Source organism: Chitinophaga sp. 9-1-y, assembly GCF_059511905.2.
Window position 1 is genome coordinate 4114138 of record NZ_CM197955.1, and the last position, 24494, is coordinate 4138631.

Sequence of the window (24494 nt, forward strand, 5' to 3'; positions counted from 1 at the left end):
AGACAGGAAAAGCGATGCCGCTGCTGTCTGTTCAAATGATCACTCTCGTTACTTAAATAAATATATCTTTAATTATGAAGAAGGAACTACTCCTTACGTTACTGGCCTTATTCTCTGGCATATTTGCCGCCACCGCGCAACTCATTGTACGCCCCAAACTGGCGGTACATTTTGCATGGCCGGGTATTTATATGACCCTGTCAAACAACTTTGTCGACGCTGGTCATAAATACTCCGACAACGAAGTAAAGCTGCCGTTTGAGGAAGAACACATGATCGTATACGGGCAGCAGGTAATATTGAGTGCTTTTAAGCGCGACAGCCTGGTGGATTTGACAGAACATAGCGGCTGCTTTTTCATCGACAGCAGCCGGCAGGACCAACAAGCATTTCCATTGGAACACCTGCAGGTAAGGCTTTTCAAAAATAATACGCTACTGAGAAACTGGCAGTACATTGAGCAGCGACCGTCCTTCAAAGATACGGCTGTCAGATACAGGGTATCCCCGCACCTGCCTGTTACAAGTTACTGGCTCGTAAACGATAGTCTCCAGATTGGCGACAGTATGCTGATTGAACTAAGGAGAGATACTGCCACCCCCTTTTTCCGGCTGCACCTGAAACGGGCCGACGGCAATATTCAGCCACACCTGATGACCGCTGAGAGAAGAAATAAGATAACGGAACTGTCTTTCATCAGTGATCAACTGATCAATAAAAGAGATCTTATTAAAAACAGGTTCTTTTATGAAGACTGGCCGGGACCTGGATTAAATTATCATAACGAGCTACTTTCCCCGGACGATCAGCTGGCGTTTCATTTCAGAAACAAGACTGGTAAAGACTCTATTCTATTGTATCGCATTACCGGTGGACAGTATACAGACACTACCTGGCAAAAAACCGACGGACTGGTATTCATGACAGGACTCACCACCAATGCCCATTACCGGCTGGAAGTAAAATTTGGGGATGGTCACGGACAGTCGTCTGTATATACTTTCTACACCCTGCCGTTATGGTATCAGACGACCTGGTTCAAACTGGTGTTGATAATAATAGCCGTTGCCATACTATTGGCATACTACCTGCATTCCCGGAACCGGAAAAATAAACGGCGCGTAAGATACCTGCAACTGGAAATGCAAGCCCTTCACGCACAAATGAATCCTCATTTCCTGTTTAATGCACTCAGTTCCATACAGGGGCTTATGAATGATCAACAAACCGACAAAGCCAATAAATACCTCACCGGATTTGCGACGTTGCTACGCAGTGCGGTATCCCAGGGCAGGAAAGAATTAGTGCCCCTGAGTGTAGACCTAAAGGATCTGAATAATTATATTGCACTGGAACAACTGCGGTTTGGTTTCCGCTATGAGCAGGATATTATGCCCGGCCTGCCGGCCGATGACATCAGCCTGCCACCGATGTTGGCGCAACCATTGATCGAAAACGCGGCTAAACATGGACTTGCCGGGAAAAGAGAAAATGGCCTGCTATCGCTGCAAATAACGAGGGCGGAGTCAGATTTGCTGCTGATAATAACTGATAACGGCAACGGCTTTGATGCATACAATGCAACTGGTCATGGTATCGCACTCACACGGGAACGTATTGCACTCTTTAACAGGATGTATAAGCACCGGAAAATAATACTGGACATCAGCAGTAATCATAACGGTACCCGCTGCTCCTTCCGCTTCAAAAACTGGATAGATGATGAACGCACTGATCATAGATGATGAACCGATTAATATCATTAACCTGCAACGACTACTGGAACAACATTGTCCGGATGTACAGGTAACAGGCACCGCTACCGGAGCCGCTGAAGGCATCGCCGCCATTCAGCAGCTCCGGCCGGATCTGGTGTTCCTCGATATCCAGATGCCTGAAAAAAGCGGTATCGATATGCTGAAGGAAATCCCGGCTCCCAACTTCGCCCTCATTTTTGTCACGGCCTATGATCAATACGGCATCCTGGCCGTGAAATTTGCGGCAATGGATTACCTCCTGAAACCCGTAGATGTGGCAGAACTCAAAATAGCGGTGGCCAAAGCGGTGGAAGCTATCTCGAAGAAAAAACAACAGCAGCAAATGCAATACCTGGTGGAAATATTACAACAGGGACAACAGAAAGAAGAGCGTCGCATTGCATTGCCTTCCCTGAAAGAAACCCGGTTTGTATACACCCGGGACATTGTTCGCTGCGAAAGCAGCAACAGCTACACTCACTTCTACCTGAAAGACGGAGAAAAAATAATGGTAGCCGTTTCCATGTATGAATATGAGGAAATGCTGACCCCATATGGTTTTCTGCGCTGTCATCAGTCGCACCTGGTGAATAAGAAAATGGTGAAAAGTATGGTGAAAGAATCAGGCGGCGGCTACCTCCTCCTGCAGGATGGCAGCATGATTCCGGTATCCAGGGCTAAACGCGATGATATAAAAAAGGGGTTGATGTAAATTACAATCCGGCGCAGGGATTCACCACACCGATAATCACACCAAACCGGCCATCGGCCTGCCACATCTCTTTGGCCGGACAATACATCTGTGAAATAGCACCATCAAGATACAAGGCATTCTTGCAGCCCTGCTCCTTAAAAAATAGTGCAAAATCATAAAAGCTAATGGGCGCTTTGGAGATAGCAAATAAGATACTGCCATCTGGTAAAATCCCTACCCCGTTTCTAATATTCAGGTTGGTGGAACCGGCTTTAAACGCCGGATGTATAGCGCCGTTGATCACCAGCATAGGGCCGGACTGCGTAGCATACCTGATATGCCCATCATTGTGGAAACTTTCTGTGGTACAAACCGCTCCCACATTTTCGGTAGTAACATAAAACACCCCGTTGGGTTGCATACCAAAATTCCCCGTTTCCGAAGTGGTGTTTAATGGTGTGATCACCTGTTGGCGCCGTATATACAATCCCACCGGCGAATAGTCTGGCTTAAACATGCCACCATTCATCGCAAAAACCAGGGTATCCTTTTTGGCCACTACATGCGCCTTCAATTGCTCAATAGTGCTGAATGGCTGCGCGGGTGATAACTTCCAATAAAAGTGAATGCATTGCTGATTGGTTACACGGTAGGAAATAATCTTATCCTGGGCCCGGGACTGGAAACCCATCAAAGAAAGCAGCGCCAGTAGAACAACTTTCATGATAACCTGTTTTGCTGATCTAACGTACTATTTATTCCGGACTCCACAATAAAAATATTTAGGTTTACCGGATAAAGATCTGATCCCCACCTACCACTTATCCTCTTTTTTACCCCCTTCCCTATGATATTTATTACCTTGGAACGTTACTCATTTACTGATATAAATTCCGTTATAGTTGAAATTGTTTTTTATGCTGCTCCTATGCAGCCTTACGTGTAGCCATGTTTTTGCCCAGTCAACCCTTTCAGGAACAGTGCGCAGTGAAACCGAAGCCTCGCTTCCGTTTGCTACAATTCGTATCCAACAGGTGAACAGTGCTTTGCCAAAAGGAACAGTAACTGACACTGTGGGGCATTTCCACTTAACCAATTTGGAGAATGGACGATATACTGTAACCGTCTCACAAATTGGTTATCGACAGGTAGAACTTCAACTCATCTTGTCGAAAGATACCGCTATTACTGTCATATTGCCAAAGGTTAGTCCAATAGTCGACTTAAATTACGTAGTGGTATCTGCCGCCAAGCCGGCCATCAACGACAGTCCTGATAAGTTGGTGTACAACGTTTCCTCCAGCATCACCGCTACCGGCGCCGATGTACTCTCCACCATTGCGAAAGTGCCCGGCGTGAAAGTAAACGACAATGAAATCAGCATCGCCGGCAAAGGCATGCTGAAGGTGATGATCAACGACCGGCTGGTACAATTGTCGGGACTGGAACTAATTCGCTACCTGAAGTCTATGTCGGCCAACCAGGTATCTAAAATAGAAGTGCTCAAAAATCCCGGCGCGCGCTACGATGCAGAAGGAAATGCCGGCCTGATTAATATCACCACCAAACAAAGCAAAAAAAAGGGCTACTCCGGCAACATACAAGCCAATGGCAAATACATGTTGTATAGCCCGGCGGAAGCATTCGGCACCCGTAATTACGAAGCCGCCAATCTTAGCGCTAACCTCCAGTACAATGCTACCCGCTGGTCGGCTTATGGCAGCGTAAACCTGGACCAGGACCATCACCTCGAAGGCTTTGAAACCACGCTCCGCTATCCGAATCAAACCTGGAAACAGGGCGATACCGGCGATTATAAATACCGCAATATCAACATCGTGGCGGGCGCCGATTACCAGGTCAGTAAAAACGCATCCATCGGCATCAACTACCAGGGCGGTAAAAACGTATACGACGGCTCAGACCATGTCCACAATCCCATCTATAACAATAAAACGGGGAACCTGGATTCTGTACTGAAAACGTATGCTACCTATTATCCCATTGCCAGCAGCAATTCGGTGAACCTGCACTCCCTGATCAAACTGGATAGCAGTGGCAGTCAGCTGTTGCTCAATGCGGATTATATCAACTACTACCGCACCGATAAATCTGATTTTGAAAGCAACAACTACCTGGGCAGCGATTTACAGCATCCCAGGGCTACCACCCGCTACTACGACAATACCAAACAAAACTTCAATATCTACACGTTTAAAGCAGATGCGGAAATACCTGCCTCCTTTGCCAAAATCATGTTTGGTACCAAACTGAGTTTCATCGATAACTACAGCAATGCTTTCTACTATAAGAAAAGCCAGCAGGGAGAACTGACTTACGATACAGACCTGAGCAATGAATTTGACTATAAAGAAAATACACAGGCTTTGTACATCAGCATGAATAAAGAGCAGGGCAAGTGGAAATACGAAGCAGGGTTAAGAGGAGAACTAACCCAAACCAAAGGATACTCTTATACCATCGATAAAATCACGACCAATAAATATTTCCGGCTGTTTCCCTCGCTGTCGGTATCCTACCAGGCCAATACGGATAACAGCCTGGCATTGACTATTGGTAAGCGCGTGAACCGTCCTTCTTTCTGGAACCTGAATCCGTTTAAATCGCTGTATACGGCGTATAGCTATGGAGAAGGGAATCCTTACCTGAACCCGGAATACAATACCAACTTTGAGGTATCACATATCTATAAGAATATGCTGACATCCGCATTATTTTTCAACGTTACCAACAATGGATTCAATAACCTGATTATTGCCAGCCCCGATACTAATCTCGTATATACGAAACCGTTAAACTTCCTGAGAACTTACCGTTATGGAATTTCGGAGAATATTGCCCTGCAATTATTCTCCTGGCTGGATAACAATAACCAGGCTACTTTCTATTATACGCAGGCACAATCGAGCCTTCCCTTTATACAGGATGTAAGTGGCTTTGGGTTATACCTGGCTACCAACAACATTATCTGGCTCAACAAAAACAAAACGTTTGCAGCAGCCGTAAATGCCTGGTACCAGTTCCCGGAGGTAGATCATATTGGCAAAGCAGACGCGTATTACAAAGTAGATATGGGGTTGAAAGCATCTGTGTTGAAAAAGAAGATGGATATTGCTTTAACGCTGAATGATATCTTCCTGACCAGCGCCAATTCAGTGACCACTACTATTAATGGCGTACCGCAGCAATTCACCAACTTCCAGTTAAACAGGCACGTATTGCTGGGTATTACCTATCGCTTTGGCAGTAGTGAGCATAAAGCGGTGAACAAGGATACCGGCAATGAAGATGAAAGAGGCAGGATACACTAGGTGGAATTACGAATTACGAATTACGAATTACGAATTACGAATTACGAATTACGAATTACGAATTACGAATTACGAATTACGAATTACGAATTACGAATTTGTGGGGAGATATTAGCGGACAACTACTATATCATCTCCCCACAAATCCGTAATTCGTAATTCGTAATTCGTAATTTTTATTTCTTAATTCTTACACCGCAAACCCTGGAAAGCTCTTTAAGTTCTTACTATACGTAGCCCCATTCTCCTTACTATCCCCCACTGCCCATACTGCCATGGCAAATAATACCGGTTTCAATGCTGCTCCTGCTTTAGTGAGGCTGTAGGTAACATGCGGTGGTACTACCGGCAAGGCTTCCCTTAATATCAAATCATCGGCTTCCAGCTGTTTCAAATGCTGGATCAATACTTTCTCTGTAATAGCAGGAATAGATTTTCTCAGGTCGCTGTAGCGCTTATTACCGGATAATAACTGGAAGAGGATGATGGGTTTCCAATAGCCGCCAATCTTCTCCATTACATAGGTAACCGGGCATTCCTGGAAAGCGTTCTTCTTATTTTCCTGGATCGTTGAATTTTCTTTTGTCTTTGTCATATATACATACTTTAGGGTAAGTACTTGTACAAAAGTAAGTACTGATTTACTTTTGTCAAAGAAAATTTTAAAACATCATTTTATGAACATCACGATTACAGGTTCCCTTGGAAACATCAGCAAACCACTTGCCCAACAACTCATCGCAAAAGGCCACCAGGTCACTATTATAAGCCGCCAACCAGAGAAAGCTGCCGCTATAAAAGCGCTGCATGCCATCCCTGCCATCGGCTCCATAGACGACACCGACTTTTTACTGCAGGCCTTCGCCAACGCAGACGCCGTATATACCATGATCCCTCCCGATTACCAGGCCAGCGACATCCGCGCATATATGAAAGATATGGGTGAACGTTATGCCAGCGCTATCAAACAAAGCGGTGTAAAGCATGTGGTGAACCTGAGTGCCATCGGCGCCCACAAAGCAGATGGCCCCGGCCCTACCAGCGCTAACTACTATGTGGAACAACAGTTAAACGCCCTGGAAAACACCAACGTGCTGCACATTCGTCCGGGTATGTTCTACTCCAACTTCTACGGCGCTATGGACATGATCCGTCACCAGCACATCATTGGCAACAACTTCGACGCCACCACCACCATGGTAATGTCGCATCCTGAAGATATCGCCACCGCCATCGCTACGGCACTTGACCGCCTCGATTTCAAGGGGAAAACCGTTCGCTATGTGGCCAGCGATGAAAAAACCGGTGGGGAAATAGCTGCTATACTGGGCAATGCTATTGGTCAGCCGAACCTGGCCTGGATAGGTTTTTCTGATGAAGACCTGCTACATGGCATGTTACAGAGCGGCATGAGCGAACAAATGGCGAAAGTATACATCATAGAAATAGGAGTGGCTTTACGGGAAGGCACCCTGTTCACCGACTATCGTCAACATCAGCAACAAGCCTTTGGCGAAAGAAGCTTTACAGACTTTGCAAAAGAATTTGCATTCGCCTACAACAGTCACAACTAAGCGCCCGTACCTTGAATAAGGAAGCCCCCCGCAAATATGCGGGGGGCTTCTTCTTGTTATATCTTATTTATTACTTCGCGGGTATCTCTCTCAGTATATGCAGGAGATAATCATAGAACCTGCCTACAGAACCAATGTTCACCGTTTCATCGGGCGAGTGCGCACCATGAATGATAGGGCCAAAAGAAATCATGTCCAGTTTACCGGCGAAATGACCATTCAGGATACCACATTCCAATCCGGCATGACAAGCCCCTACCTTAGGTTCATGTGTGAAATGATTTTTGTATAAGGACAACAGCAACCGCAGAATTTCGGAATCAGGGTTTGCTTTCCAGCCCGGATACTCGCCACCATGGGTTACTTCACATCCGATCATTGCCAGGGCGGCACCTACTGCGGTAGCTACGTCTTCTTTGGTACTTTCCACGCTGCTACGTTGCAGGGACTGTGTGATGAACTCACCGTCTTTCACAATCACCCGCGCCAGGTTAGACGATGCTTCTACCAGGTTGGCAATATCAGGACTCATGCGGAATACACCATTAGGCAACGCATAGATACCACGGAGCAATTGCGTGAAATAAGCAGCGTCCATTACTTTGGCTGGAACGGGTACTTCTTCCAGCGTTATCTGCAAATCTTTTTCGATAGATTGGTATTCTGCTATCAGCACCTCGCGGAAGTTGTCCAGGAAAGCGGTAAATGTTGCTTTATCTGTGGCCGGAAGGGTTACCGTAGCAACCGACTCACGCGGAATCGCATTACGTAAGCTACCACCATCTATACTAACCAGTTGCAGCGCCACTACTTGTGTTGCTTTGTACAGCAAGCGGTTCATCAGCTTGTTGGCGTTACCGCGTCCTTTATGGATATCCATGCCGGAGTGTCCGCCCATCAGGCCTTTGATACGAATGCTATAGGCGATACTTCCGGCGGGTGCAGGTACTTCTTTATACGTGGCCTGGCTGTTGGTATCGATGCCACCGGCGCAACCAATCGTCAGTTCATCTTCTTCCTCTGTATCCAGGTTCAGGAGAATGGTACCGCTAAAGCGGGATGGATCCAGTTGTTTGGCACCCGTCATACCCGTTTCCTCATCAATGGTGAACATGGCTTCAATAGCGGGATGTGCCAGGTCAGTAGCCGACAACACCGACATGATAGCAGCCACCCCAATGCCGTTATCGGCACCCAGCGTAGTGCCACGGGCTTTTACCCAGTCGCCGTCTACATACATATCAATTCCCTGTGTGGCGAAATCAAAATTTACATCGCTGTTTTTTTGATGCACCATATCGAGATGTGATTGTAGTATCACCGTTTTACGTTGTTCCATTCCGGGTGTAGCGGGCTTCTTCACCACCACATTGCCAATGGCGTCCCTGCTGGTTTCCAGCCCCAGGCTTTTACCGAATTGCAGCATAAAGTCAATTACAGCGGCCTCTTTTTTGGAAGCACGGGGTACCGCATTTAATGCGGCAAAATGTTGCCATAAAGGTTGTGGAGATAAATCCTTTAATTCCATCAGTAACGTGTTTATTAAAGATGGCAAAGTATACAAATCATTTCAAACGGTCAAAAAAGGTGGGAGCTTACATTTAGTATCGGCCGTTTTTGAAGGCAGCGCTATCACTGGCTACCCATCTGCCATCCAGCAGGTGGTAACTGATATCAAAGCTGTCTGTTCTCATAGGTGCTACACCGGCTACTACTTTATAATGTACCTGAACGCTGTCGCCCTGCACATCTACTACAGAGGATACGCCGTGTATGGCAGGATCGGCGGCATTGCTGCCCATCCAGTACCATTCTGAGATAGGTTGCTGCGCCTCCTGTGCGATCGCGGTTTTGAACAAATACAGCTCACTGGTACACATAGCAGTACCCGTGCTACAGGTTCTGATAAAAAAGTAATGGCCCATGCGCCCGAAGCCGTCAAATGCGCTTACCCAGCAGCAATGCGCTGCACCATAATAATAGTGAAAGGATTTCGTGACAGCTCCCCGGGGATTGGTTTCAAATAGTAATAAATTTTCCCTTCCGTCAATAGCGTGGTCTAATATGCAGGCGAGATAAGCGTCTTCATCATTTAACCGGTAATACTTGCCAATGGTGTCGGTATCTTCTGTATAACTCCAATCGGTGATGAGGGTAGTATCAATCAGTTTAGCAGTTACCAGGTAAGGCCAGGCGGGCTTTTTAATGATCACACCGGAATCTCCTTTAAACACAGCACCATAGCCTGGTGTCTTTAAAGTCTCGATCATAACGTGCTGCGTTTTCTGTTCACAAGCAGCAAAAATAATAGCACAAAGGGACGTGAAGGTATAGGTATACCAACGGTTAGGGCGTAGCATTAAAGTGAATTGTAATTCAAAGGTCGTTGGTATTTTGATCCAAATATTTATTCCGGTTAATATTTTTTTTTCGGGAGATAAGTTCGCATACTATCATCCTGAAACACAACACTGCACGGTATTTTTCGACGACGTTTTTGTTTAACTTTATAAGGTCATGAACTTTTACATCGCACAGGTACAAAAGATCACGCGGAAAAAATATCCGAAAGACGACCTGACACAGCAGGTAGTACGGGCGAAACAGTATATGGATCAGCACTATGCAGAGCGTATTTGCCTGGACCGGATTGCACAACAGGCCTTTCTTTCAAAATATCATTTCATACGCCTGTTTAAAAACTATTACGGCTATACGCCGTTTCAGCATCTGACAGCCGTGAGGATACAAGCCGCCCGACGACTGCTGCAACAACAGGAACCGGTGGCGTTCGTTTGTATGGCCACCGGGTTTGAAAGTGTACCCACCTTCACCACGCTTTTTAAAAAGAGCACAGGCATAACGCCGGCACGATTTCAGCAGCAGCTGAAGAAAAATGTTTCACCATAAAAACCTACTGTATATGAAACCTAAAAAAATATGGGCCAATTTCAGCGTCCGGGATTTAGCACGCACTACCCAATTCTATCAGCAACTCGGGTTTAAACACAACGGTGCATCCGACCAACTAACCAGTTTCTTCTTTGGCAACGACCACTTCATCATCCATTTCTTTTTAAAAGATATACTGGAACCCGCCATGAAAGGCCCCATCAGTGATGCTGACACCGGCAATGAAATTATATTCACCCTTTCCGCTGATAGCAAGGAAGAAGTAAATGAATGGGAAAAAGCAATACAGCAAGCAGGTGGCACCATTGTTTCAAAACCGGAAACGTTTGGAGAAGGCTATTATGGATTTGTATTTGCAGATCCGGATGGCCATAAATTCAATGTCTTTCATATGTAGCCTCCGGAAAGAAAAGCAATATCCGATAAACCCGGTTCTTACCCAATGCTTATGTTTGTAACACAAATAACAAGCGATGAAAGTTACGGTAATCAGTATCCTGGTGGATGACCAGCAAAAGGCCCTGCAGTTCTACACCGGCGTGCTGGGCTTCTTAAAAAAGAGGGATATTCCTATGGGAGAACACGCCTGGCTAACGGTAGTATCAAAAGAAGCGCCCGATGGCGTAGAAGTGTTGCTGGAGCCAATGGCCTTTGCTCCCGCCAGGGTTTATCAAAAAGCCCTCTTTGATGCGGGCATTCCACTCACCTTCTTCCAGGCAGATAATATAGACAACGAATATAAAAGGCTCCTGGAAGCGGGCGTAGTATTCAGTATGCCGCCCACCATCATGGGGCCTAACAAATTAGCTGTGTTCAATGATACCTGCGGAAATCACATCCAGCTGGTGGAAATATTATAAACAGTGTTTTACCCGGCAGGCAAGGCTTTGGAAGGCCTGTCTGCCGCCACCACCATCAGTGCCACTATGAGCACAAAACTGTACTCGCAACCGCCGGTACCGTGCTCGCCTACAAACCACCCCTGCTCCGCATGTATTAACCCAATACCGATTAATAACAACATGATGAAACCCGCCGTTATCCAACGGGTATAATACCCCAGCATTAATAATAGGCCTCCCACTATTTCATACCCGGTAATACCCCATACCTGGGCGGTTCCAAAAGGCAACCCCTTACTGGTCAGAAATTCCGCAAAACGGGGAATGGTACCGTTGCCAATTCTTACCAGCGCATGGGCCAGGAATATAATGGCAACGGCTATACGCAGCAGCAACAATGTTTGTTTAAGCGACAAAAAAGGGTATTGTTTCATACAGGTCAGGGTTGAAGGATAAATATAAGGAGGCCAACCGTGGAAACCATACCCGGAAAGCTGTATTTTTTGGGGGAAAACAAACAACCTCCAAATCTATTGATTTGAAGGTTGCCTGATCTTTATCACCCTATGCTTCTGTTACCACAACACCCTATTGATGGTAACCCCGCAAAAGTAAGGAGGGTAAACACTTCTATGCTTAGTAACACAACGTAGCTTTATAATTCAGTAGTACTACTTACCCCGGCAGGCATGAAAAACGTTTTTTTTGATGGTGACCGGGCCGGCCAACAATCATTATAAATTATTAATTTACAAGTACCTTACAGTATAGCCATAAAAAAATATATCAAATGTGTCCATCCCGGCAACCTTAACGTGTTATACTGTTTTAGAACAATTAAAACTTAAAACCATGAAAGATTTCCTGTTTTTGTACAGAGCCGACCAGAGTATAGTTGCTCAACGCTCTCCCGATGAAGTACAAATCAATACCCAGAAATGGATGGACTGGATAGGTAATATTGCGGCACAAAATAAATTAGGCGATGCGGGCAACCGCCTGTACCCTGCCGGTAAGGTAGTAAAACCCAACCAGGTTATCACAGACGGCCCCTTTACAGAACTCAAAGAAACACTGGGTGGATATTCCATCATCAAAGCGGGCTCCCTCGATGAAGCAGTAGCGCTATCAAAAGGCTGTCCTATTTTTGAGGCAGGCGGCAGCATTGAAATAAGAGAAATCAACGCCATGTAATCTTCTTTTCACCACCAAAATTCCCGAAGCCTTTGTAATATTACAAAGGCTTCTATTTTATGGAGAAAAATCAACTGATACCACACCTGTTCAGAACCGAATACACGAAAATCACAGCCGTGTTATGTAAGTTGTTTGGCTTCGAACATATCGGGGTGGCAGAAGATATTGCCAGCGACACTTTTTTAGCTGCCTCTGAATCCTGGGGGCTGAAAGGATTACCGGAGAATCCCACGGCATGGCTGTATACCGTTGCAAAAAATAAAGCCCGGAACTACCTGCGGCATGAAGCCGTTTTCCGGCAGAAAGTAGCCGGGGAATTAAAACGCGGAGCTACGGAAACGGATATACCGGATATTGACCTGTCGGCTCAAAATATCCACGACAGCCAATTACAAATGATGTTTGCGGTTTGCCATCCGGCCATAGTAGCCGAAGCACAGATCGGATTGGCGTTACGCATCCTCTGTGGCTTTGGCATAGAAGAAATAGCCACCGCCTTTTTATCCAATAAAGAAACCATCGCCAAAAGATTACAACGCGCCAAAGACAAACTAAAGGCGGAACAAATTAAAATTGAATTTCCCGGCAAATCGGAAATAAGCCACCGGCTGGATAATGTGCTGACTACCCTGTACCTGCTTTTTAATGAAGGCTATTATTCCAGCAACCACAATACCACGCTGCGGAAAGATCTCTGCCTGGAAGCGATGCGCCTCACCTTCCTGCTCACAGAAAATGAAAACACCAACCAGCCCGTGGTGTATGCCCTGCTGGCATTGATGAGCTTTCAGGCATCCCGGTTTGATGCCAGAACAGACGAGGCCGGTGAAATGATCCTGTACAACGACCAGGATGCCAGTCGCTGGGATCAGGCCCTCATTCAACAAGGCAAAGACTTCCTGGCACAATCTGCCGCCGGGCCTAAACTTTCCCGTTATCACCTGGAAGCCTGTATCGCTTACGGACATACGAACCAAACGGATACACCGGAAAAATGGAATAATATCCTGCAGCTGTATAATCACCTGTTGGCACTGGAATACTCTCCTGTAGCAGCACTCAACCGCACCTATGCTTTATCCAAAGCAAAAGGCAAGGCAGTGGCGTTAGAAGAAGCATTGAAATTAAACCTGGGCAGCCACCACCTCTACCATGTGCTGTTAAGTGAACTATATACCGGCACTGATGATGCCCAGGCACTCCTCTCTTTGGAAACCGCGCTGGTCCTGGCCCATTCTCCTGCCGATAAAAAAATCATTCAACAAAAAATACAAACGCTGACAGGCGCAGCTTCCCGCTAACTTTTTTCTATTCAACATTGTTCTCCCGTTAAGGGCATGAAAAATAAATTTGCTAAACCAAATGGTTATATATAATTTTACCAAACCAAATGGTTATATATCTTAAACAACAATAAATGAAAGCTAGAAGAGACGTGTTCCAGGCCATTGCAGATCCAACCCGACGGGCTATCATAGGGCTGTTAGCCCAACAAACGCAAACGCTGAATACCGTGGCAGAGAACTTTAACATGAGTCAGCCTGCCATCTCCAAACATATGCGCATCCTCACAGAATGCGGTTTGGTACTCATCGTAAAGCAAGGCAGGGAACGGCATTGCAGCGCCAATTTCAAAGCCTTGGAAGAAGTATCCCGATGGGCCGACCAATACCGCTCTTTCTGGAGTGCGCGACTGGATACGCTGGAACATTTATTGAACGAAGAAGACTAACAATTTCTTACTCTACCATAAACCATGCAATATGGCAACACACAAAACACCCGGCGTAGAAGTGCAAATGCTCATCAGGAAACCCGTAAGCATTGTATTTGATGCTTTCATTGACCCTGAAAAAACCAAACACTTCTGGTTTACCAAAGGCAGCGGAAAACTGGCCGCCGGAAAAACGGTTACCTGGGAATGGGAAATGTACCAGGTAAGCACCCAGGCAGTGGTAAAAGAAATTATACCCAACAAAAAAATAGCGATCGACTGGGGAACGCCCGCTACTGCAGTAGATTTCATGTTTGAAGAATGGGGAGATGGACACACCTATGTAACCATTTCCAACTACGGGTTTACAGAACAGGGCGATGACCTGGTACGTAAAATCAATGATTCTACCGGCGGCTTTACCAGTGTGGTAGATGGCCTGAAAGCTTACCTCGAACACAATATTAATCTCGGACTCATCGCAGATAAATTTCCAAAACGATAAATCCTTTTTTTATGGAAAAATATGGTAGCATCATTGCACCGGGCACGCTCCGGTTCGAACGTTCTTTGCCCGGCCCTATCCAGAAAGTATGGGCTTACCTTACGGAATCGGAAAAGCGGGGCAAATGGCTCGCAAAAGGCGATATGGAATTGTTTGAAGGAGGAAAAGTGCATTTACACTTCCTTCACCAGGAACTCAGTCCCCTGCCAGACGTGGTACCCGAAAAGTATAAAGACATGCAGCAGGGGCATCATTTCACCGGGACTATGCTACAAGTAGCGCCGCCACATTTGCTGTCGTTTACCTGGGAAGGTGGTTCAGAAGTAACTTTTGAACTAACAGAACAAGCGGACCGGGTACATATGGTGATCACTCACCGCAAACTGGGCGATAAAAAATCTACCCTGTTAAGCGTTTCCAGCGGATGGCATAATCATGTTGGCATCCTCATCGCTAACCTGGAAGGAACCGTTCCACAACCTTTCTGGACAACGCAAAAGGAACTGGAAGCAGTTTACAATGAGCGGATATAATTTCAAAAAGTGGTGGTGTAACACCACCACTTTTTTTTATTCTCCATTTGGATTCGACGACAATACTTCACTCATGTAATCGAACAGTGGCCGCATATGCCGGAAGGTATCGCTGGCCTCTTTCAAAAACGTTTCACTCAGCACCGCCTTATCTGAAAAAGGTCGGATGAGCAGGAATTGCTTGTAACGTAACAGGTCAATTGCTTCATGATCTGCCTCAAAGCCTTTAGGTGCGCTTTTGAGCTGCTCCCCTTTCAGGGACTCAAACGTATTGATAAATGTTTTGCTCTTAATGATTTTCCGCAGTGGTGCGGCATCAAAAGCAATATCATCACGGATCAGTTTCAGATCAGCCGGTGAAGGCGCCCAGAAACCGCCCGCAATAAAGCTGTTGCCGGGTTCTATGTGAAAATAATAACCACCCCTCCGCATTTTGGTAGCACGCTTAAAACTGCCGCTCCAATGGGTTTTGTAAGGTGTTTTATCATTCGAAAAACGGATGTCCCGGTAAATACGGTACAAACTCTTTTTGCCGGAAGGTGTTTCAATCAGGTCGTGTGCAGACAACTGCTCCAGTAATCCTTCTGCAAAAATCTCCACCTGCTCCTGTTCCTGTTGGAAAAGGGCTTTATGTTCATTAAACCAATCCCTGTTATTATGCTGCTTCAGCTTATTCAGAAAATCAAAGCTGGATGCGGGTATCTGTGCTGGTGCTATTTTCTTAGCCATGCGTAATTTTTAAAGACCCCGCAAATATAACACCTATTGCGGGTTCACCCGGCAATTGGTGAAAATGCAAAATAATCCGCGTAATTTCCGGGAACTATAAATAACAGTGAATGGTGAAACGTAGAAATTTCCTGAAGCAACTTGGCTTATCAGGCACGGGCCTCTTAATGGCCTCCAACAGCTGGTCTGTTCCTATCAGTCAGCCCGCTCCGGCTGGCAAAAAATTACGGATAGGCGTTATTTCCGACCTGCACCACCTGCAATTTGGCATACCGGAAGTTCCGCGCATGACTGCTTTCATGGATGCGGTGATAAAAGAGCAACCTGATTTCATTATCCAATGCGGTGATTTTTGTCGCCCTAAAAAATCAGAAGAAATCATGTCGCAATGGAACCGGTTTACCGGTCCCAAATACCACGTGTTGGGCAACCACGATATGGATGTTTGCGACAAAGCCACCATCATGCAATTATGGGGTATGGAAAAGCCGTATTATTCTTTCGACCAGGGCGGGTATCATTTTGTGGTAATGGACAGAAACTTTTTACGGAAAGAAGATAAAACACTGGAGGATTACAATAACAGTAATTGGGGTCCCCTGCCTGCGCCTATGCGGAGCTTTACCGATGCACCGCAACTGGAATGGTTAAAACAAGACCTTGCCGCCGCCAAATACCCCGTCATTGTTTTTATGCACCAACCCGTTTTCCTCAGCGACTTTTTCCAGGAGCTGGGCAATGCCGATGAAATCCTTGCCATCTTTGATGACGCCAACCTGGCGGCCAAAACTGCGGGTAGCCGTGCCCGTATAGCTGCTGTGTTTATGGGACATGATCATGACGACCGGTACGGAGAAAGGAACGGCGTACATTATTTCCTGCTCAACAGCGCCTCCTACGTATACACCCAATCCGGTGCGCACTACTATAAAGAAGCCCTCTTTGCGTTCATCACCCTCGATCCTTCCGGCTGGCTACATATCAGCGGACGCCGTACGGTTTACCGGGACCCTGTGCCGGATAAGGTGAAAGCACAATTTCCAACTACCATCAGCGATCATGCCATCCGGTTATAGGCGCGTAGTAGCGGGTAAATAATGGAGATGATATACTTTTTGTGGCAATTTGTGCCACGTAGCCTTTATCCCATAATCCTGTAAAGACTGCTGCAGCTCAGCGAAGCTGCCTGTCTTTATAGTCATGTTAATGCGTGTAATTAAACGATCTGTCTGTTCTAAAACTACCGCACATTGAAAACGGTCCTGCAACCCATTGACGATGGCAGCCGGGACGTTATTAGTCATGGCAATAAAAGTTGCATCTGTGCTGAAGCGGCTTTCATTGGCGCCCGGAGCCGGCAAATCATGGTAGAGCTTCGTGGCATCTGTTACCTCCAGCACAATCGCTTCCCTTTGCTCTTCCGTAGTGGTTGATCCCAGCTTCAGCGAGGCCATGATACGCGACAACAATTCATCATCCTGTATGGCTTCGCCCTTATAACAATAAGAAACAAAAGTACCTTCCATACCGGGTGCCAATACCACCCTGCTGTTACCCACATTCAACAAGCGGGCCACCTCCCGCTGCAATGCTACTCCCATTACGATCTCTGCTCTAAAGCTACTATTGGTTTCGGTCAGCGTACTCCCCTTCTCTTCTTTCAACAATGGTCCGACATCAAAATAATTTTTCACGCTGGTATCCGATTTTACAGTGTGGTACAACGTTTTAAGCGAGTCATATACCTGCGCACTCCCCACCGACATATTACCGGGCGGGAAAGATGGCGCCGTGATTTTCTGACGCCGTATAAACTGCTGGATAATGTCGTTCGTCAGCATACTGGCCGAACCCGCCCATTGTACCTCCATCTGCTCATTCACCAACGCACAAAACGGGATCCCTTCTATCTTGAAGTGCTCAAATGTCTGACCGGTAGTATCTGCTACTACAGCAGATGAAAAAGACACTTTTTTCAATACCGGGCGCACCTTCGCTTCTATCTCATCAGTAACCGCCAGGAATACGAGGTTCTTCACATTTTTATTTGCAGCTACCAGTTCATTGATATGTGATACTCCTTCCAGGCAGGGAGCGCACCAGGTGGCCCAAAAATCTATCACCAGTAATTTCCCCTTCAGGGAAGTATCTGCAGGCACATTGCTGATCCAGTTGGTGAAATGTGGTGGGGACACTTTCGCCCCCGCTTTGACCTGCGCAAAAACCTTTACGGTCAAAAAAATTAAAGCCAGTGACAGGATATAGCGAAACATGTGGCAGGTATTTTTAGGATCACGTGATTGGGAATAAAACATTGCTCAAATTTCCCGGCAACGAAAACTGACCGTGGTTACCGGCAGGTGGTAATCGTTGTCCATCTCACTAATAATACAAAATACCTGCGATAAGTACTGCATTAAATGCAGGTAGATACGATTACGTACCTAACCCCATGAAAATGAAAGCCAACGAAATTTTATTTACCGCCCTTCGGATGCACCACCGTCATTCCCTGCTCCGGCACATACTTGTCGTACTCCATCAACTGTGCAATCCGCAAGGCCTCGCCGGCACTTCTTAACTTTGCTACCAGGTGCAGCGCACCATCAATGCCGGCAGAGATACCTGCGGTAGTAATCACACGTCCATTGTCTACATATCGTACCTGCTGCAATACTTTCGCTGTAGGCACTGCCTTTTGCAAAGCGGGGATAGCACTGTGAAAGGTAGTCACCGTCAGCCCATCCAGCAAGCCGGCTTCACCCAATACAAATGCACCGGTGCAAACAGAAAAATAGTGGGCGATGGATTTATCGCGCGACTTGATCCAGCTAATGACTTCGGGATCATTGGCTGCTACTTCGGCATCGCCGCCAAAAATGGCGAAGACGTCGGCCGCCGGTGCATCCTGTATACCATAGTCTGGCGTTATTTTCAGGATGCCCTGGGATAACAGGGGCGCACGTGTTTTGGCCACCGTAAATACTTTGAATCCGGCATAGGAAAATACTTCCATGGGGCCCGCAAAATCCAGTACTTCTACACCGTCATAGAGGTAAAAGCAAATCGAGATTTTCTTATCGTTGGCGGTATCCTTCACCATCAGGTCCATCCCACAATGCGGGCATTTGCCGGCCTGATGAAATATCAGGGTATCGCAAGGGCCACAGGGCGGACATACATATAATAACGAAGGTTTTTGTGCAAAGGCAATACAAGGCAATAACAAGAGGAATAAAATGAGTGGTTTCATAAGCGCAATTTATACTGCAAAGCTAACCGGAAGCAGGCACATTAATCGGGACAAGTGTATTGATAAACGGGAGAATATCCATCATAAAGAAACCCCGGTATGGGTGCATACCGGGGTTTCTTTATGATGAATGGATACAGCTTATTTCCCGCTCCGTTTCACCGGTGCTATCCGGTACAAGCCTGCTCCATGGGGATTAATTTCCGGCGCAAATTTACCACTAACATTACCATACACTTTACCCGACCAAAGGTCCGTTACCTGGCAGGCACCCGTTAATCCCAGGGCCGATAATTCCACCGCGATGCTTTGCTTCCCGTTATCGCCGGTATTGAAAACGGCCAGGTATTTTGCCCCGGTACCTGGTTCTGCGGCCATCCATGCGGCTTTTTCGGCGGCTGTAAATAAAGGCTGGTTGTGGGTACTTTCCTTTAATACCTTCAACACGGATCGGTTGGTCAGCAGGGAAAGTGTAAAGGCATCGTTGTCTGGCAGGTTACCGCCAAACATCAGGGGAGATTTGAAAATGCTCCAGAGCGTCATCAGGGTATATTGCTCATCACGGGTGAAGCCGCTCATACGAGGATTTCCTCTTTCTGCGCGGATACCAATACGTCCCAGTGGCAGCATGTCACCATCCGGGTAGGCGCCGTAGGCACGCCATTTATTCCAGCGTTCAAATACGGCAAAATGTTCTTTCAGTTGAGGCCAGTTATCCCAGAAATCACCTACGGTGCGCCACATATTGGCGTGTTGTTGTACGTGTGCGGCATGTGCTATAGGTGTTTCTCCGGGAGAGGTACTTAACACAATCCTGCGTCCGGTATGGTCAATGGCCTTCCTGATCATCTCAATTTCTTTTTCAAAGTATATGGGAGAAGAAAGATCATCTACCTTAACAAAATCCAGTCCCCAGCTGGCATATAGCTCAAAGAGGGAATTATAATATTCCTGGGCACCGGTCTTCTCCGGCACAATGGTGTACATATCATGCAGCCAAAGGCATTGGTCTTTCTCCGAGTAAATATCCCGGGCAGTAGCAGTAGATCCTTTCACCGGCAGGTTACGTTTCACCGCCAGTACCGGGATGCCCCGCATAATATGAATACCGAACTTCAGCCCTTTGCTATGCAGGTAATCGGCCAGTGGTTTAAATCCTTTGCCGCCTTCGGCAGATGGAAAACGATTTACTGCCGGTAAAAAACGGCCATATTCATCGAGCACATAGTCCGGATTGGTTTCATTATAACCATGGGCTTTGTCGTTGCCTACATACCAGCGAATATCTACTACGATGTAATTCCAGCCATACGGTTTCAGGTACCTGGCCATATAATCAGCGTTGGCTTTTACTTCCGCTTCCGTTACCGTAGGACCAAAACAATCCCAGCTGTTCCAGCCCATAGGCGGTGAAGCCGCCCAACTGTGAAATTTCTCCGTGGTTTGTGCCCGCAGGAACACACTTATCAGCAAGATACCCACCATCAGCAGATATGCCCTGGCATTGGCGAAGCCATTCATTTTTATACGCATCATATTATACTATGGCTGACGGGAAACAACGGTGGCTGATACCAGCAGCACCATAACGCTTATGCATTTCATAACCTGGAACCTTTGCCGCTACTTCCCTGTTGTAAATGGAATATTTCCGGCGCTAAAACTAAACTTTTTTTATTAATCGTCAAATTGACAATTAATATATTTCTATCCGCAAATGTTATTCATCTCCCTAAAAAAATAAAAGCAGCTGCCCGGAAGACAGCTGCTTTTATACGTGTAAAATATTGTCAACTCAACTTACCATCGGTAAGTATTTCTGGCGGTTTTCGATAATCACCCAGATATTGATCACGAACAAGGGCAACGCCATCGCCAGTCCGGATGGGTCAAGGAATATGTTAGTCAACATAACCCCCACCATCACTGGTAAAATCACCAGCGCACCCAGCGCCCTCGTTTTGGGAATAATAAACAGCAAACCACCCAACACCTCGATCACACCTACGAGCGGAAAAAACCAGCCAATGGACATAAAAGCGCCCATGGCTTTCATTACGTTCTCTGGCATGTCTTTGGGCATTGGCATGTAATTGAAGAATTTGTTGAGCCCTGCATTGATGAACATCAGCCCAAACAACAGGCTCACGACAAATAGAATTTTGTTTTTCATAGTGGTCAAATTTAACCTAAAAATACATTAAATTTTTCCAAATATAGATGCCATATTATATTGCCGCCACTTCCTTTTTAACCAACTACTTTTCAATGAGGAACTTCCTGAATGATTCATCATAAAAGCGCATCACTAAGTAAGGCTAACACCAGCAACGCCATAGTCAGTACCCTCACTGCAACGCATAAACGTAATCTCAATGGCTTGTATGTAGCGGAATAATCTCAAAAAGTTCCATACCACAATCATGCATCATATACAGCCGGTAATTCAGGCACCCAATAAAAAGAGACACCTGGCTTCCGTCCTGCTACGGCCCATTTTCATCCCGATTATAGTGGAGTTCGTCACTACCTCCCCTATAGCTACCGGCTTTACCCTATCTTTGCCGCATATTAACACCCAATAACTAATGCTTAAAAGAATCCTCACCCTCGCCCTGGTAATCGCTTTCAGCTGCAGCGCCTTTTCCCAAACCATCAACACACCACGCCTGGACAGCCTGTTTACGCTGCTGGCAAAACATGATAAATTCATGGGCAGTATCGCTATTTCGCAAAACGGCCAGGTGCTCTATACCAAGGCCATTGGCTTTGCGGATATCGCCATTGCTAAAAAGGCCACCACCAATACGAAATACCGGATTGGCTCTATCTCTAAAATGTTTACGGCGGCACTGATTTTTAAAGCAGTGGAAGAAAAGAAACTATCGCTGCAACAAACGCTCGATAAATACTACCCACAGATTGAAAATTCGAATAAAATAACAATAGAAAATTTACTGAACCATAGCAGTGGTATCCATAACTTCACCAACGACAAAACATACCTGACCTACTACACCAGCCCGCAGTCGTCCAAAGCCATGATCGATATTATTGCAAAAGGGAAAAGTGATTTTGAGCCTAACACCAAATCGGCCTATAGCAACTCCAACTTTGTTATTTTAAGTTATATCCTGGAGCAGGTGTATGGTCAACCTTATGCTAAAATTCTTCAAACAAAAATTACCCAGCCATTAGGGTTGAAAAACACTTATTTTGGTGGCCCTGCCAAACTCCAAAATAACGAATGTTATTCCTATAGCAATAAAGGTAAATGGGTAAAAGAGCCGGAAACAGACGCCTCTATCCCCATGGGAGCAGGTGCTATCGTGTCTACTCCTACCGATTTAACGGTTTTCATTGAGCAACTTTTTGCCGGAAAAATTATCAGCGCATCCTCATTTGCCCTCATGAAAACCATTAAGCAAGGCTATGGTATGGGAATATTTGAATATCCTTACCTCGACAAAAAATGCTATGGACATACCGGCGGCATCGACGGATTCCAATCAGTACTCAATTATTTCCCGGAAGAAAAATTGTCGATCGCCATCACTTCTAACGGTGACGTATACCCACTCAATAACATCCAGCTGTGTCCATTGAGTAGCTACTTCAACCAACCGTACCAGCTTCCTTCCTTTAAATCTATTACGCTGAGCGCGGCGGCGCTGGATTCGTTTCCGGGAAATTACGGCAGCGCACAGGTGCCTTTGAAAATTGCCATCACGAAAAATGGCGATAAACTGTTTGCGCAGGCTACCGGGCAATCGGCCTTCCCACTGGAAGCAACAGCCCCGGATAGTTTTCAGTTTGAACCGGCCGGCGTAGTGATCATTTTTAGTACCGACAAAAGGCAGCTGACATTGAAACAGGGCGGCAAAGACTACTTGTTCAACAAAGAATAAATAATTTTTCTACCAAACGTAAAAGGACAAATCTGCTATCGCAAATTTGTCCTTTTACATTTTAAAACTTCAGTATATACCCAAATGCCTCTCTGGGAAACTGTAAAAATTATGGCCCTGTGCCGTAACGTGGATATGAAAGATTCCGTCTACATTGTCCTGACGGAGTAATATTGCACTACTACAAATAATTATTAATGATATTCTCGATGTATTCTTGTCTGCCGCTCTTCGTAGCTGGTTCACCGTTAGCTACGGCAAAGTCGCGCAGGCTTTCCAGTGTTGCTTTTCCTGCTTCGAATGTTTTTGCTGCCTCGCTATCGAAAGAAGCATAGCGTTCCTGGCGGATCTTGCGGTAAGCACTTTTCTCCAGGATAGCATCTGCGGTCACCAGTGCGCGGGCAAAATTGTCCACCCCACCAATGTGTGCGTGGAAGAGATCTGCCGCATCGGTAGAGTTTCTGCGGATTTTAGCATCGAAGTTAATACCACCACCTTTGAAGCCACCACCTTCGAGGATAATCAACATCGCTTCGGTGAGTTCATTGAGATTGGTAGGGAACTGGTCGGTATCCCATCCATTCTGGTAGTCGCCCCTGTTGGCATCCATGCTGCCGAGCAAGCCGGCATCAATCGCTACCTGCAGTTCATGCTGGAAGGTGTGACCTGCCAGGGTAGCGTGGTTTACTTCGAGGTTCAGTTTGAAGTCGTTCAGCAGGTCGTACTGGCGCAGGAAGCCGATCACGGTTTCTGCATCATAGTCGTACTGATGTTTGGTTGGTTCACAAGGTTTCGGTTCAATAAAGAACGTACCGGTGAATCCATTTTTACGGGCATAATCCCTGGAAGCCTGCAGGAACCTGGCCAGGTGTTCTTTCTCCCGTTTCATATTGGTATTCAACAGGCTCATGTATCCTTCGCGGCCTCCCCAGAAAACATAGTTCTCACCACCTAATGCAATAGTAGCATCCAGTGCAGCTTTCACCTGTGCGGCAGCATGTGTGAGTACATGAAAATCAGGATTGGTAGCAGCACCGTTCATATAACGGCGATGGCTAAACAGGTTGGCAGTACCCCATAACAGTTTCACGCCGCTTTCATCCTGCTTCTGTTTCAGGTATTGTGTAAGCGTTTGCAGACGCTTTTCGTTCTCGTTAATATCGTTAGTATAGTCTACTACATCCACGTCGTGGAAGCAATAGTAAGGCAGGTTTAATTTGGTAATCATTTCAAAAGCCGCATCAGCTTTATCTTTTGCACGCTCAATAGGATCCGGATTTTTATCCCATTCGAATATATGAGTAGCTTCACCAAAGGGATCAGCGCCTGTTCCGTTGAAAGAGTGCCAGTAAGCCACCGCAAACCGCAGCCATTCTTTCATAGATTTGCCGGCTACTATCCTGTTTTCATCGTACCAACGGTATGCTAATGGATTATCGCTCTGTACACCTTCGAACTGAATGGCCGGAATACCGGCGAAGAATTCCTTCTTTCCTGTAACTATTTTCATAATCGTGTTTTAATAACGCAAATATTGCCTGAT

The 24494-nt window shown here is 46.1% G+C and carries 25 protein-coding genes; 14 read left to right on the plus strand and 11 right to left on the minus strand.

What is annotated here, in order from left to right; all coding sequences use genetic code 11:
• Positions 1-74: 74 nt before the first annotated feature.
• Together AC5ZC7_RS16105 and AC5ZC7_RS16110 are read left to right on the plus strand one after the other, a co-directional pair.
• Complete coding sequence (locus tag AC5ZC7_RS16105; protein WP_496157895.1) at positions 75-1745, plus strand: histidine kinase; 1671 nt, start codon at positions 75-77, stop codon at positions 1743-1745.
• Positions 1720-2469, plus strand: a complete 750-nt coding sequence (locus AC5ZC7_RS16110; protein WP_496157894.1) for a response regulator — start codon at positions 1720-1722, stop codon at positions 2467-2469. The genes AC5ZC7_RS16105 and AC5ZC7_RS16110 overlap by 26 nt, the downstream gene beginning before the upstream one ends.
• Position 2470: 1 nt before the next feature.
• Here AC5ZC7_RS16110 and AC5ZC7_RS16115 read toward each other — a convergent pair whose 3' ends face one another.
• Positions 2471-3175: a phosphodiester glycosidase family protein gene (locus AC5ZC7_RS16115; RefSeq protein WP_496157893.1), complete on the minus strand. Its 705-nt coding sequence runs from the start codon at positions 3173-3175 to the stop codon at positions 2471-2473.
• A 193-nt stretch (positions 3176-3368) separates the two neighbouring features.
• Between AC5ZC7_RS16115 and AC5ZC7_RS16120 the strand changes: the two genes are divergently transcribed.
• Entirely contained in the window at positions 3369-5783 is a 2415-nt protein-coding gene (locus AC5ZC7_RS16120; RefSeq protein WP_496157892.1) for a TonB-dependent receptor domain-containing protein, read from the plus strand.
• Between the two features lie 190 nt (positions 5784-5973).
• Here AC5ZC7_RS16120 and AC5ZC7_RS16125 read toward each other — a convergent pair whose 3' ends face one another.
• Positions 5974-6378: a winged helix-turn-helix transcriptional regulator gene (locus AC5ZC7_RS16125; protein ID WP_496157891.1), complete on the minus strand. Its 405-nt coding sequence runs from the start codon at positions 6376-6378 to the stop codon at positions 5974-5976.
• Between the two features lie 82 nt (positions 6379-6460).
• On the opposite strand from AC5ZC7_RS16125, the gene AC5ZC7_RS16130 reads away from it, so the two are divergent.
• Positions 6461-7357 carry an NmrA family NAD(P)-binding protein gene (locus AC5ZC7_RS16130; RefSeq protein ID WP_496157890.1) on the plus strand — a complete coding sequence of 299 codons (897 nt, stop codon included), beginning with the start codon at positions 6461-6463 and terminating at the stop codon, positions 7355-7357.
• Between the two features lie 70 nt (positions 7358-7427).
• On the opposite strand, the gene AC5ZC7_RS16135 is transcribed toward AC5ZC7_RS16130, so the two are convergent.
• Both AC5ZC7_RS16135 and AC5ZC7_RS16140 read right to left on the minus strand, forming a co-directional pair.
• Positions 7428-8885 (minus strand): beta-Ala-His dipeptidase, encoded by a 1458-nt coding sequence (locus AC5ZC7_RS16135; RefSeq protein WP_496157889.1) that lies wholly within the window; start codon positions 8883-8885, stop codon positions 7428-7430.
• 73 nt (positions 8886-8958) lie between these two features.
• Positions 8959-9627 (minus strand): hypothetical protein, encoded by a 669-nt coding sequence (locus AC5ZC7_RS16140; protein WP_496157888.1) that lies wholly within the window; start codon positions 9625-9627, stop codon positions 8959-8961.
• Positions 9628-9874: 247 nt separating this feature from the next.
• Here AC5ZC7_RS16140 and AC5ZC7_RS16145 point away from each other — a divergent pair, with 247 nt between their 5' ends.
• The 3 genes from AC5ZC7_RS16145 (at position 9875) to AC5ZC7_RS16155 (ending at position 11130) form a co-directional block, all read left to right on the plus strand.
• The gene (locus AC5ZC7_RS16145; protein ID WP_496157887.1) at positions 9875-10267 is read left to right on the plus strand and encodes a helix-turn-helix domain-containing protein; all 393 of its coding nucleotides are present in this window, start codon (positions 9875-9877) and stop codon (positions 10265-10267) included.
• Between the two features lie 13 nt (positions 10268-10280).
• Positions 10281-10667 carry a VOC family protein gene (locus tag AC5ZC7_RS16150; RefSeq protein WP_496157886.1) on the plus strand — a complete coding sequence of 129 codons (387 nt, stop codon included), beginning with the start codon at positions 10281-10283 and terminating at the stop codon, positions 10665-10667.
• 76 nt (positions 10668-10743) lie between these two features.
• On the plus strand, positions 10744-11130 hold the full coding sequence (locus AC5ZC7_RS16155; RefSeq protein WP_496157885.1) for a VOC family protein: 387 nt from the start codon (positions 10744-10746) through the stop codon (positions 11128-11130).
• 8 nt (positions 11131-11138) lie between these two features.
• Here AC5ZC7_RS16155 and AC5ZC7_RS16160 read toward each other — a convergent pair whose 3' ends face one another.
• Positions 11139-11546, minus strand: a complete 408-nt coding sequence (locus AC5ZC7_RS16160) for a DoxX family membrane protein (protein ID WP_496157884.1) — start codon at positions 11544-11546, stop codon at positions 11139-11141.
• 418 nt (positions 11547-11964) lie between these two features.
• On the opposite strand from AC5ZC7_RS16160, the gene AC5ZC7_RS16165 reads away from it, so the two are divergent.
• The 5 genes from AC5ZC7_RS16165 (at position 11965) to AC5ZC7_RS16185 (ending at position 15061) form a co-directional block, all read left to right on the plus strand.
• Positions 11965-12306, plus strand: a complete 342-nt coding sequence (locus tag AC5ZC7_RS16165) for a YciI family protein (protein ID WP_496157883.1) — start codon at positions 11965-11967, stop codon at positions 12304-12306.
• Positions 12307-12365: 59 nt separating this feature from the next.
• A complete protein-coding gene (locus AC5ZC7_RS16170; protein ID WP_496157882.1) occupies positions 12366-13610 on the plus strand; it encodes a DUF6596 domain-containing protein in 1245 nt (414 codons plus the stop codon).
• Positions 13611-13726: 116 nt separating this feature from the next.
• Positions 13727-14041, plus strand: a complete 315-nt coding sequence (locus AC5ZC7_RS16175) for a metalloregulator ArsR/SmtB family transcription factor (RefSeq protein ID WP_496157881.1) — start codon at positions 13727-13729, stop codon at positions 14039-14041.
• Positions 14042-14072: 31 nt separating this feature from the next.
• Positions 14073-14528: an SRPBCC domain-containing protein gene (locus AC5ZC7_RS16180; protein ID WP_496157880.1), complete on the plus strand. Its 456-nt coding sequence runs from the start codon at positions 14073-14075 to the stop codon at positions 14526-14528.
• 11 nt (positions 14529-14539) lie between these two features.
• Positions 14540-15061, plus strand: a complete 522-nt coding sequence (locus AC5ZC7_RS16185; protein WP_496157879.1) for an SRPBCC domain-containing protein — start codon at positions 14540-14542, stop codon at positions 15059-15061.
• Positions 15062-15097: 36 nt separating this feature from the next.
• On the opposite strand, the gene AC5ZC7_RS16190 is transcribed toward AC5ZC7_RS16185, so the two are convergent.
• Positions 15098-15790, minus strand: coding sequence for a TIGR02453 family protein (locus tag AC5ZC7_RS16190; protein ID WP_496157878.1), 693 nt, complete (start codon positions 15788-15790; stop codon positions 15098-15100).
• A 110-nt stretch (positions 15791-15900) separates the two neighbouring features.
• On the opposite strand from AC5ZC7_RS16190, the gene AC5ZC7_RS16195 reads away from it, so the two are divergent.
• On the plus strand, positions 15901-16866 hold the full coding sequence (locus tag AC5ZC7_RS16195) for a metallophosphoesterase (RefSeq protein ID WP_496157877.1): 966 nt from the start codon (positions 15901-15903) through the stop codon (positions 16864-16866).
• On the opposite strand, the gene AC5ZC7_RS16200 is transcribed toward AC5ZC7_RS16195, so the two are convergent.
• From AC5ZC7_RS16200 to AC5ZC7_RS16215, 4 genes are all read right to left on the minus strand, one after another.
• Positions 16861-18063, minus strand: coding sequence for a redoxin family protein (locus AC5ZC7_RS16200; protein ID WP_496157876.1), 1203 nt, complete (start codon positions 18061-18063; stop codon positions 16861-16863). The two genes, AC5ZC7_RS16195 and AC5ZC7_RS16200, sit on opposite strands and share 6 nt — an antisense overlap.
• Positions 18064-18266: 203 nt before the next feature.
• Positions 18267-19043, minus strand: a complete 777-nt coding sequence (locus AC5ZC7_RS16205; RefSeq protein WP_496157875.1) for a DJ-1/PfpI family protein — start codon at positions 19041-19043, stop codon at positions 18267-18269.
• A gap of 141 nt (positions 19044-19184) precedes the next feature.
• Positions 19185-20579, minus strand: coding sequence for a beta-L-arabinopyranosidase (locus tag AC5ZC7_RS16210; protein ID WP_496157874.1), 1395 nt, complete (start codon positions 20577-20579; stop codon positions 19185-19187).
• 259 nt (positions 20580-20838) lie between these two features.
• On the minus strand, positions 20839-21216 hold the full coding sequence (locus tag AC5ZC7_RS16215) for a DoxX family membrane protein (RefSeq protein ID WP_496157873.1): 378 nt from the start codon (positions 21214-21216) through the stop codon (positions 20839-20841).
• 415 nt (positions 21217-21631) lie between these two features.
• Here AC5ZC7_RS16215 and AC5ZC7_RS16220 point away from each other — a divergent pair, with 415 nt between their 5' ends.
• Positions 21632-22951, plus strand: a complete 1320-nt coding sequence (locus AC5ZC7_RS16220) for a serine hydrolase (RefSeq protein WP_496157871.1) — start codon at positions 21632-21634, stop codon at positions 22949-22951.
• Between the two features lie 181 nt (positions 22952-23132).
• Here the strand turns inward: AC5ZC7_RS16220 and xylA are convergent, their stop codons facing one another.
• Positions 23133-24461, minus strand: a complete 1329-nt coding sequence (gene xylA, locus AC5ZC7_RS16225) for a xylose isomerase (protein WP_496157870.1) — start codon at positions 24459-24461, stop codon at positions 23133-23135.
• Positions 24462-24494 lie beyond the last annotated feature (33 nt).

Excerpts from the sequence above, each read along its gene's own strand:
- xylA (WP_496157870.1), bottom strand. The coding sequence starts at position 24,461 with ATGAAAATAGTTACAGGAAAGAAGGAATTCTTCGCCGGTATTCCGGCC.
- AC5ZC7_RS16220 (WP_496157871.1), top strand. The coding sequence starts at position 21,632 with ATGCTTAAAAGAATCCTCACCCTCGCCCTGGTAATCGCTTTCAGCTGC.
- AC5ZC7_RS16120 (WP_496157892.1), top strand. The coding sequence starts at position 3,369 with ATGCTGCTCCTATGCAGCCTTACGTGTAGCCATGTTTTTGCCCAGTCA.
- AC5ZC7_RS16210 (WP_496157874.1), bottom strand. The coding sequence starts at position 20,579 with ATGATGCGTATAAAAATGAATGGCTTCGCCAATGCCAGGGCATATCTG.
- AC5ZC7_RS16215 (WP_496157873.1), bottom strand. The coding sequence starts at position 21,216 with ATGAAAAACAAAATTCTATTTGTCGTGAGCCTGTTGTTTGGGCTGATG.
- AC5ZC7_RS16105 (WP_496157895.1), top strand. The coding sequence starts at position 75 with ATGAAGAAGGAACTACTCCTTACGTTACTGGCCTTATTCTCTGGCATA.
- AC5ZC7_RS16175 (WP_496157881.1), top strand. The coding sequence starts at position 13,727 with ATGAAAGCTAGAAGAGACGTGTTCCAGGCCATTGCAGATCCAACCCGA.
- AC5ZC7_RS16195 (WP_496157877.1), top strand. The coding sequence starts at position 15,901 with ATGGTGAAACGTAGAAATTTCCTGAAGCAACTTGGCTTATCAGGCACG.
- AC5ZC7_RS16140 (WP_496157888.1), bottom strand. The coding sequence starts at position 9,627 with ATGATCGAGACTTTAAAGACACCAGGCTATGGTGCTGTGTTTAAAGGA.
- AC5ZC7_RS16125 (WP_496157891.1), bottom strand. The coding sequence starts at position 6,378 with ATGACAAAGACAAAAGAAAATTCAACGATCCAGGAAAATAAGAAGAAC.
- AC5ZC7_RS16190 (WP_496157878.1), bottom strand. The coding sequence starts at position 15,790 with ATGGCTAAGAAAATAGCACCAGCACAGATACCCGCATCCAGCTTTGAT.
- AC5ZC7_RS16185 (WP_496157879.1), top strand. The coding sequence starts at position 14,540 with ATGGAAAAATATGGTAGCATCATTGCACCGGGCACGCTCCGGTTCGAA.
- AC5ZC7_RS16135 (WP_496157889.1), bottom strand. The coding sequence starts at position 8,885 with ATGGAATTAAAGGATTTATCTCCACAACCTTTATGGCAACATTTTGCC.
- AC5ZC7_RS16145 (WP_496157887.1), top strand. The coding sequence starts at position 9,875 with ATGAACTTTTACATCGCACAGGTACAAAAGATCACGCGGAAAAAATAT.
- AC5ZC7_RS16155 (WP_496157885.1), top strand. The coding sequence starts at position 10,744 with ATGAAAGTTACGGTAATCAGTATCCTGGTGGATGACCAGCAAAAGGCC.
- AC5ZC7_RS16200 (WP_496157876.1), bottom strand. The coding sequence starts at position 18,063 with ATGTTTCGCTATATCCTGTCACTGGCTTTAATTTTTTTGACCGTAAAG.
- AC5ZC7_RS16205 (WP_496157875.1), bottom strand. The coding sequence starts at position 19,043 with ATGAAACCACTCATTTTATTCCTCTTGTTATTGCCTTGTATTGCCTTT.
- AC5ZC7_RS16165 (WP_496157883.1), top strand. The coding sequence starts at position 11,965 with ATGAAAGATTTCCTGTTTTTGTACAGAGCCGACCAGAGTATAGTTGCT.
- AC5ZC7_RS16110 (WP_496157894.1), top strand. The coding sequence starts at position 1,720 with ATGATGAACGCACTGATCATAGATGATGAACCGATTAATATCATTAAC.
- AC5ZC7_RS16115 (WP_496157893.1), bottom strand. The coding sequence starts at position 3,175 with ATGAAAGTTGTTCTACTGGCGCTGCTTTCTTTGATGGGTTTCCAGTCC.
- AC5ZC7_RS16160 (WP_496157884.1), bottom strand. The coding sequence starts at position 11,546 with ATGAAACAATACCCTTTTTTGTCGCTTAAACAAACATTGTTGCTGCTG.
- AC5ZC7_RS16150 (WP_496157886.1), top strand. The coding sequence starts at position 10,281 with ATGAAACCTAAAAAAATATGGGCCAATTTCAGCGTCCGGGATTTAGCA.
- AC5ZC7_RS16170 (WP_496157882.1), top strand. The coding sequence starts at position 12,366 with ATGGAGAAAAATCAACTGATACCACACCTGTTCAGAACCGAATACACG.
- AC5ZC7_RS16130 (WP_496157890.1), top strand. The coding sequence starts at position 6,461 with ATGAACATCACGATTACAGGTTCCCTTGGAAACATCAGCAAACCACTT.
- AC5ZC7_RS16180 (WP_496157880.1), top strand. The coding sequence starts at position 14,073 with ATGGCAACACACAAAACACCCGGCGTAGAAGTGCAAATGCTCATCAGG.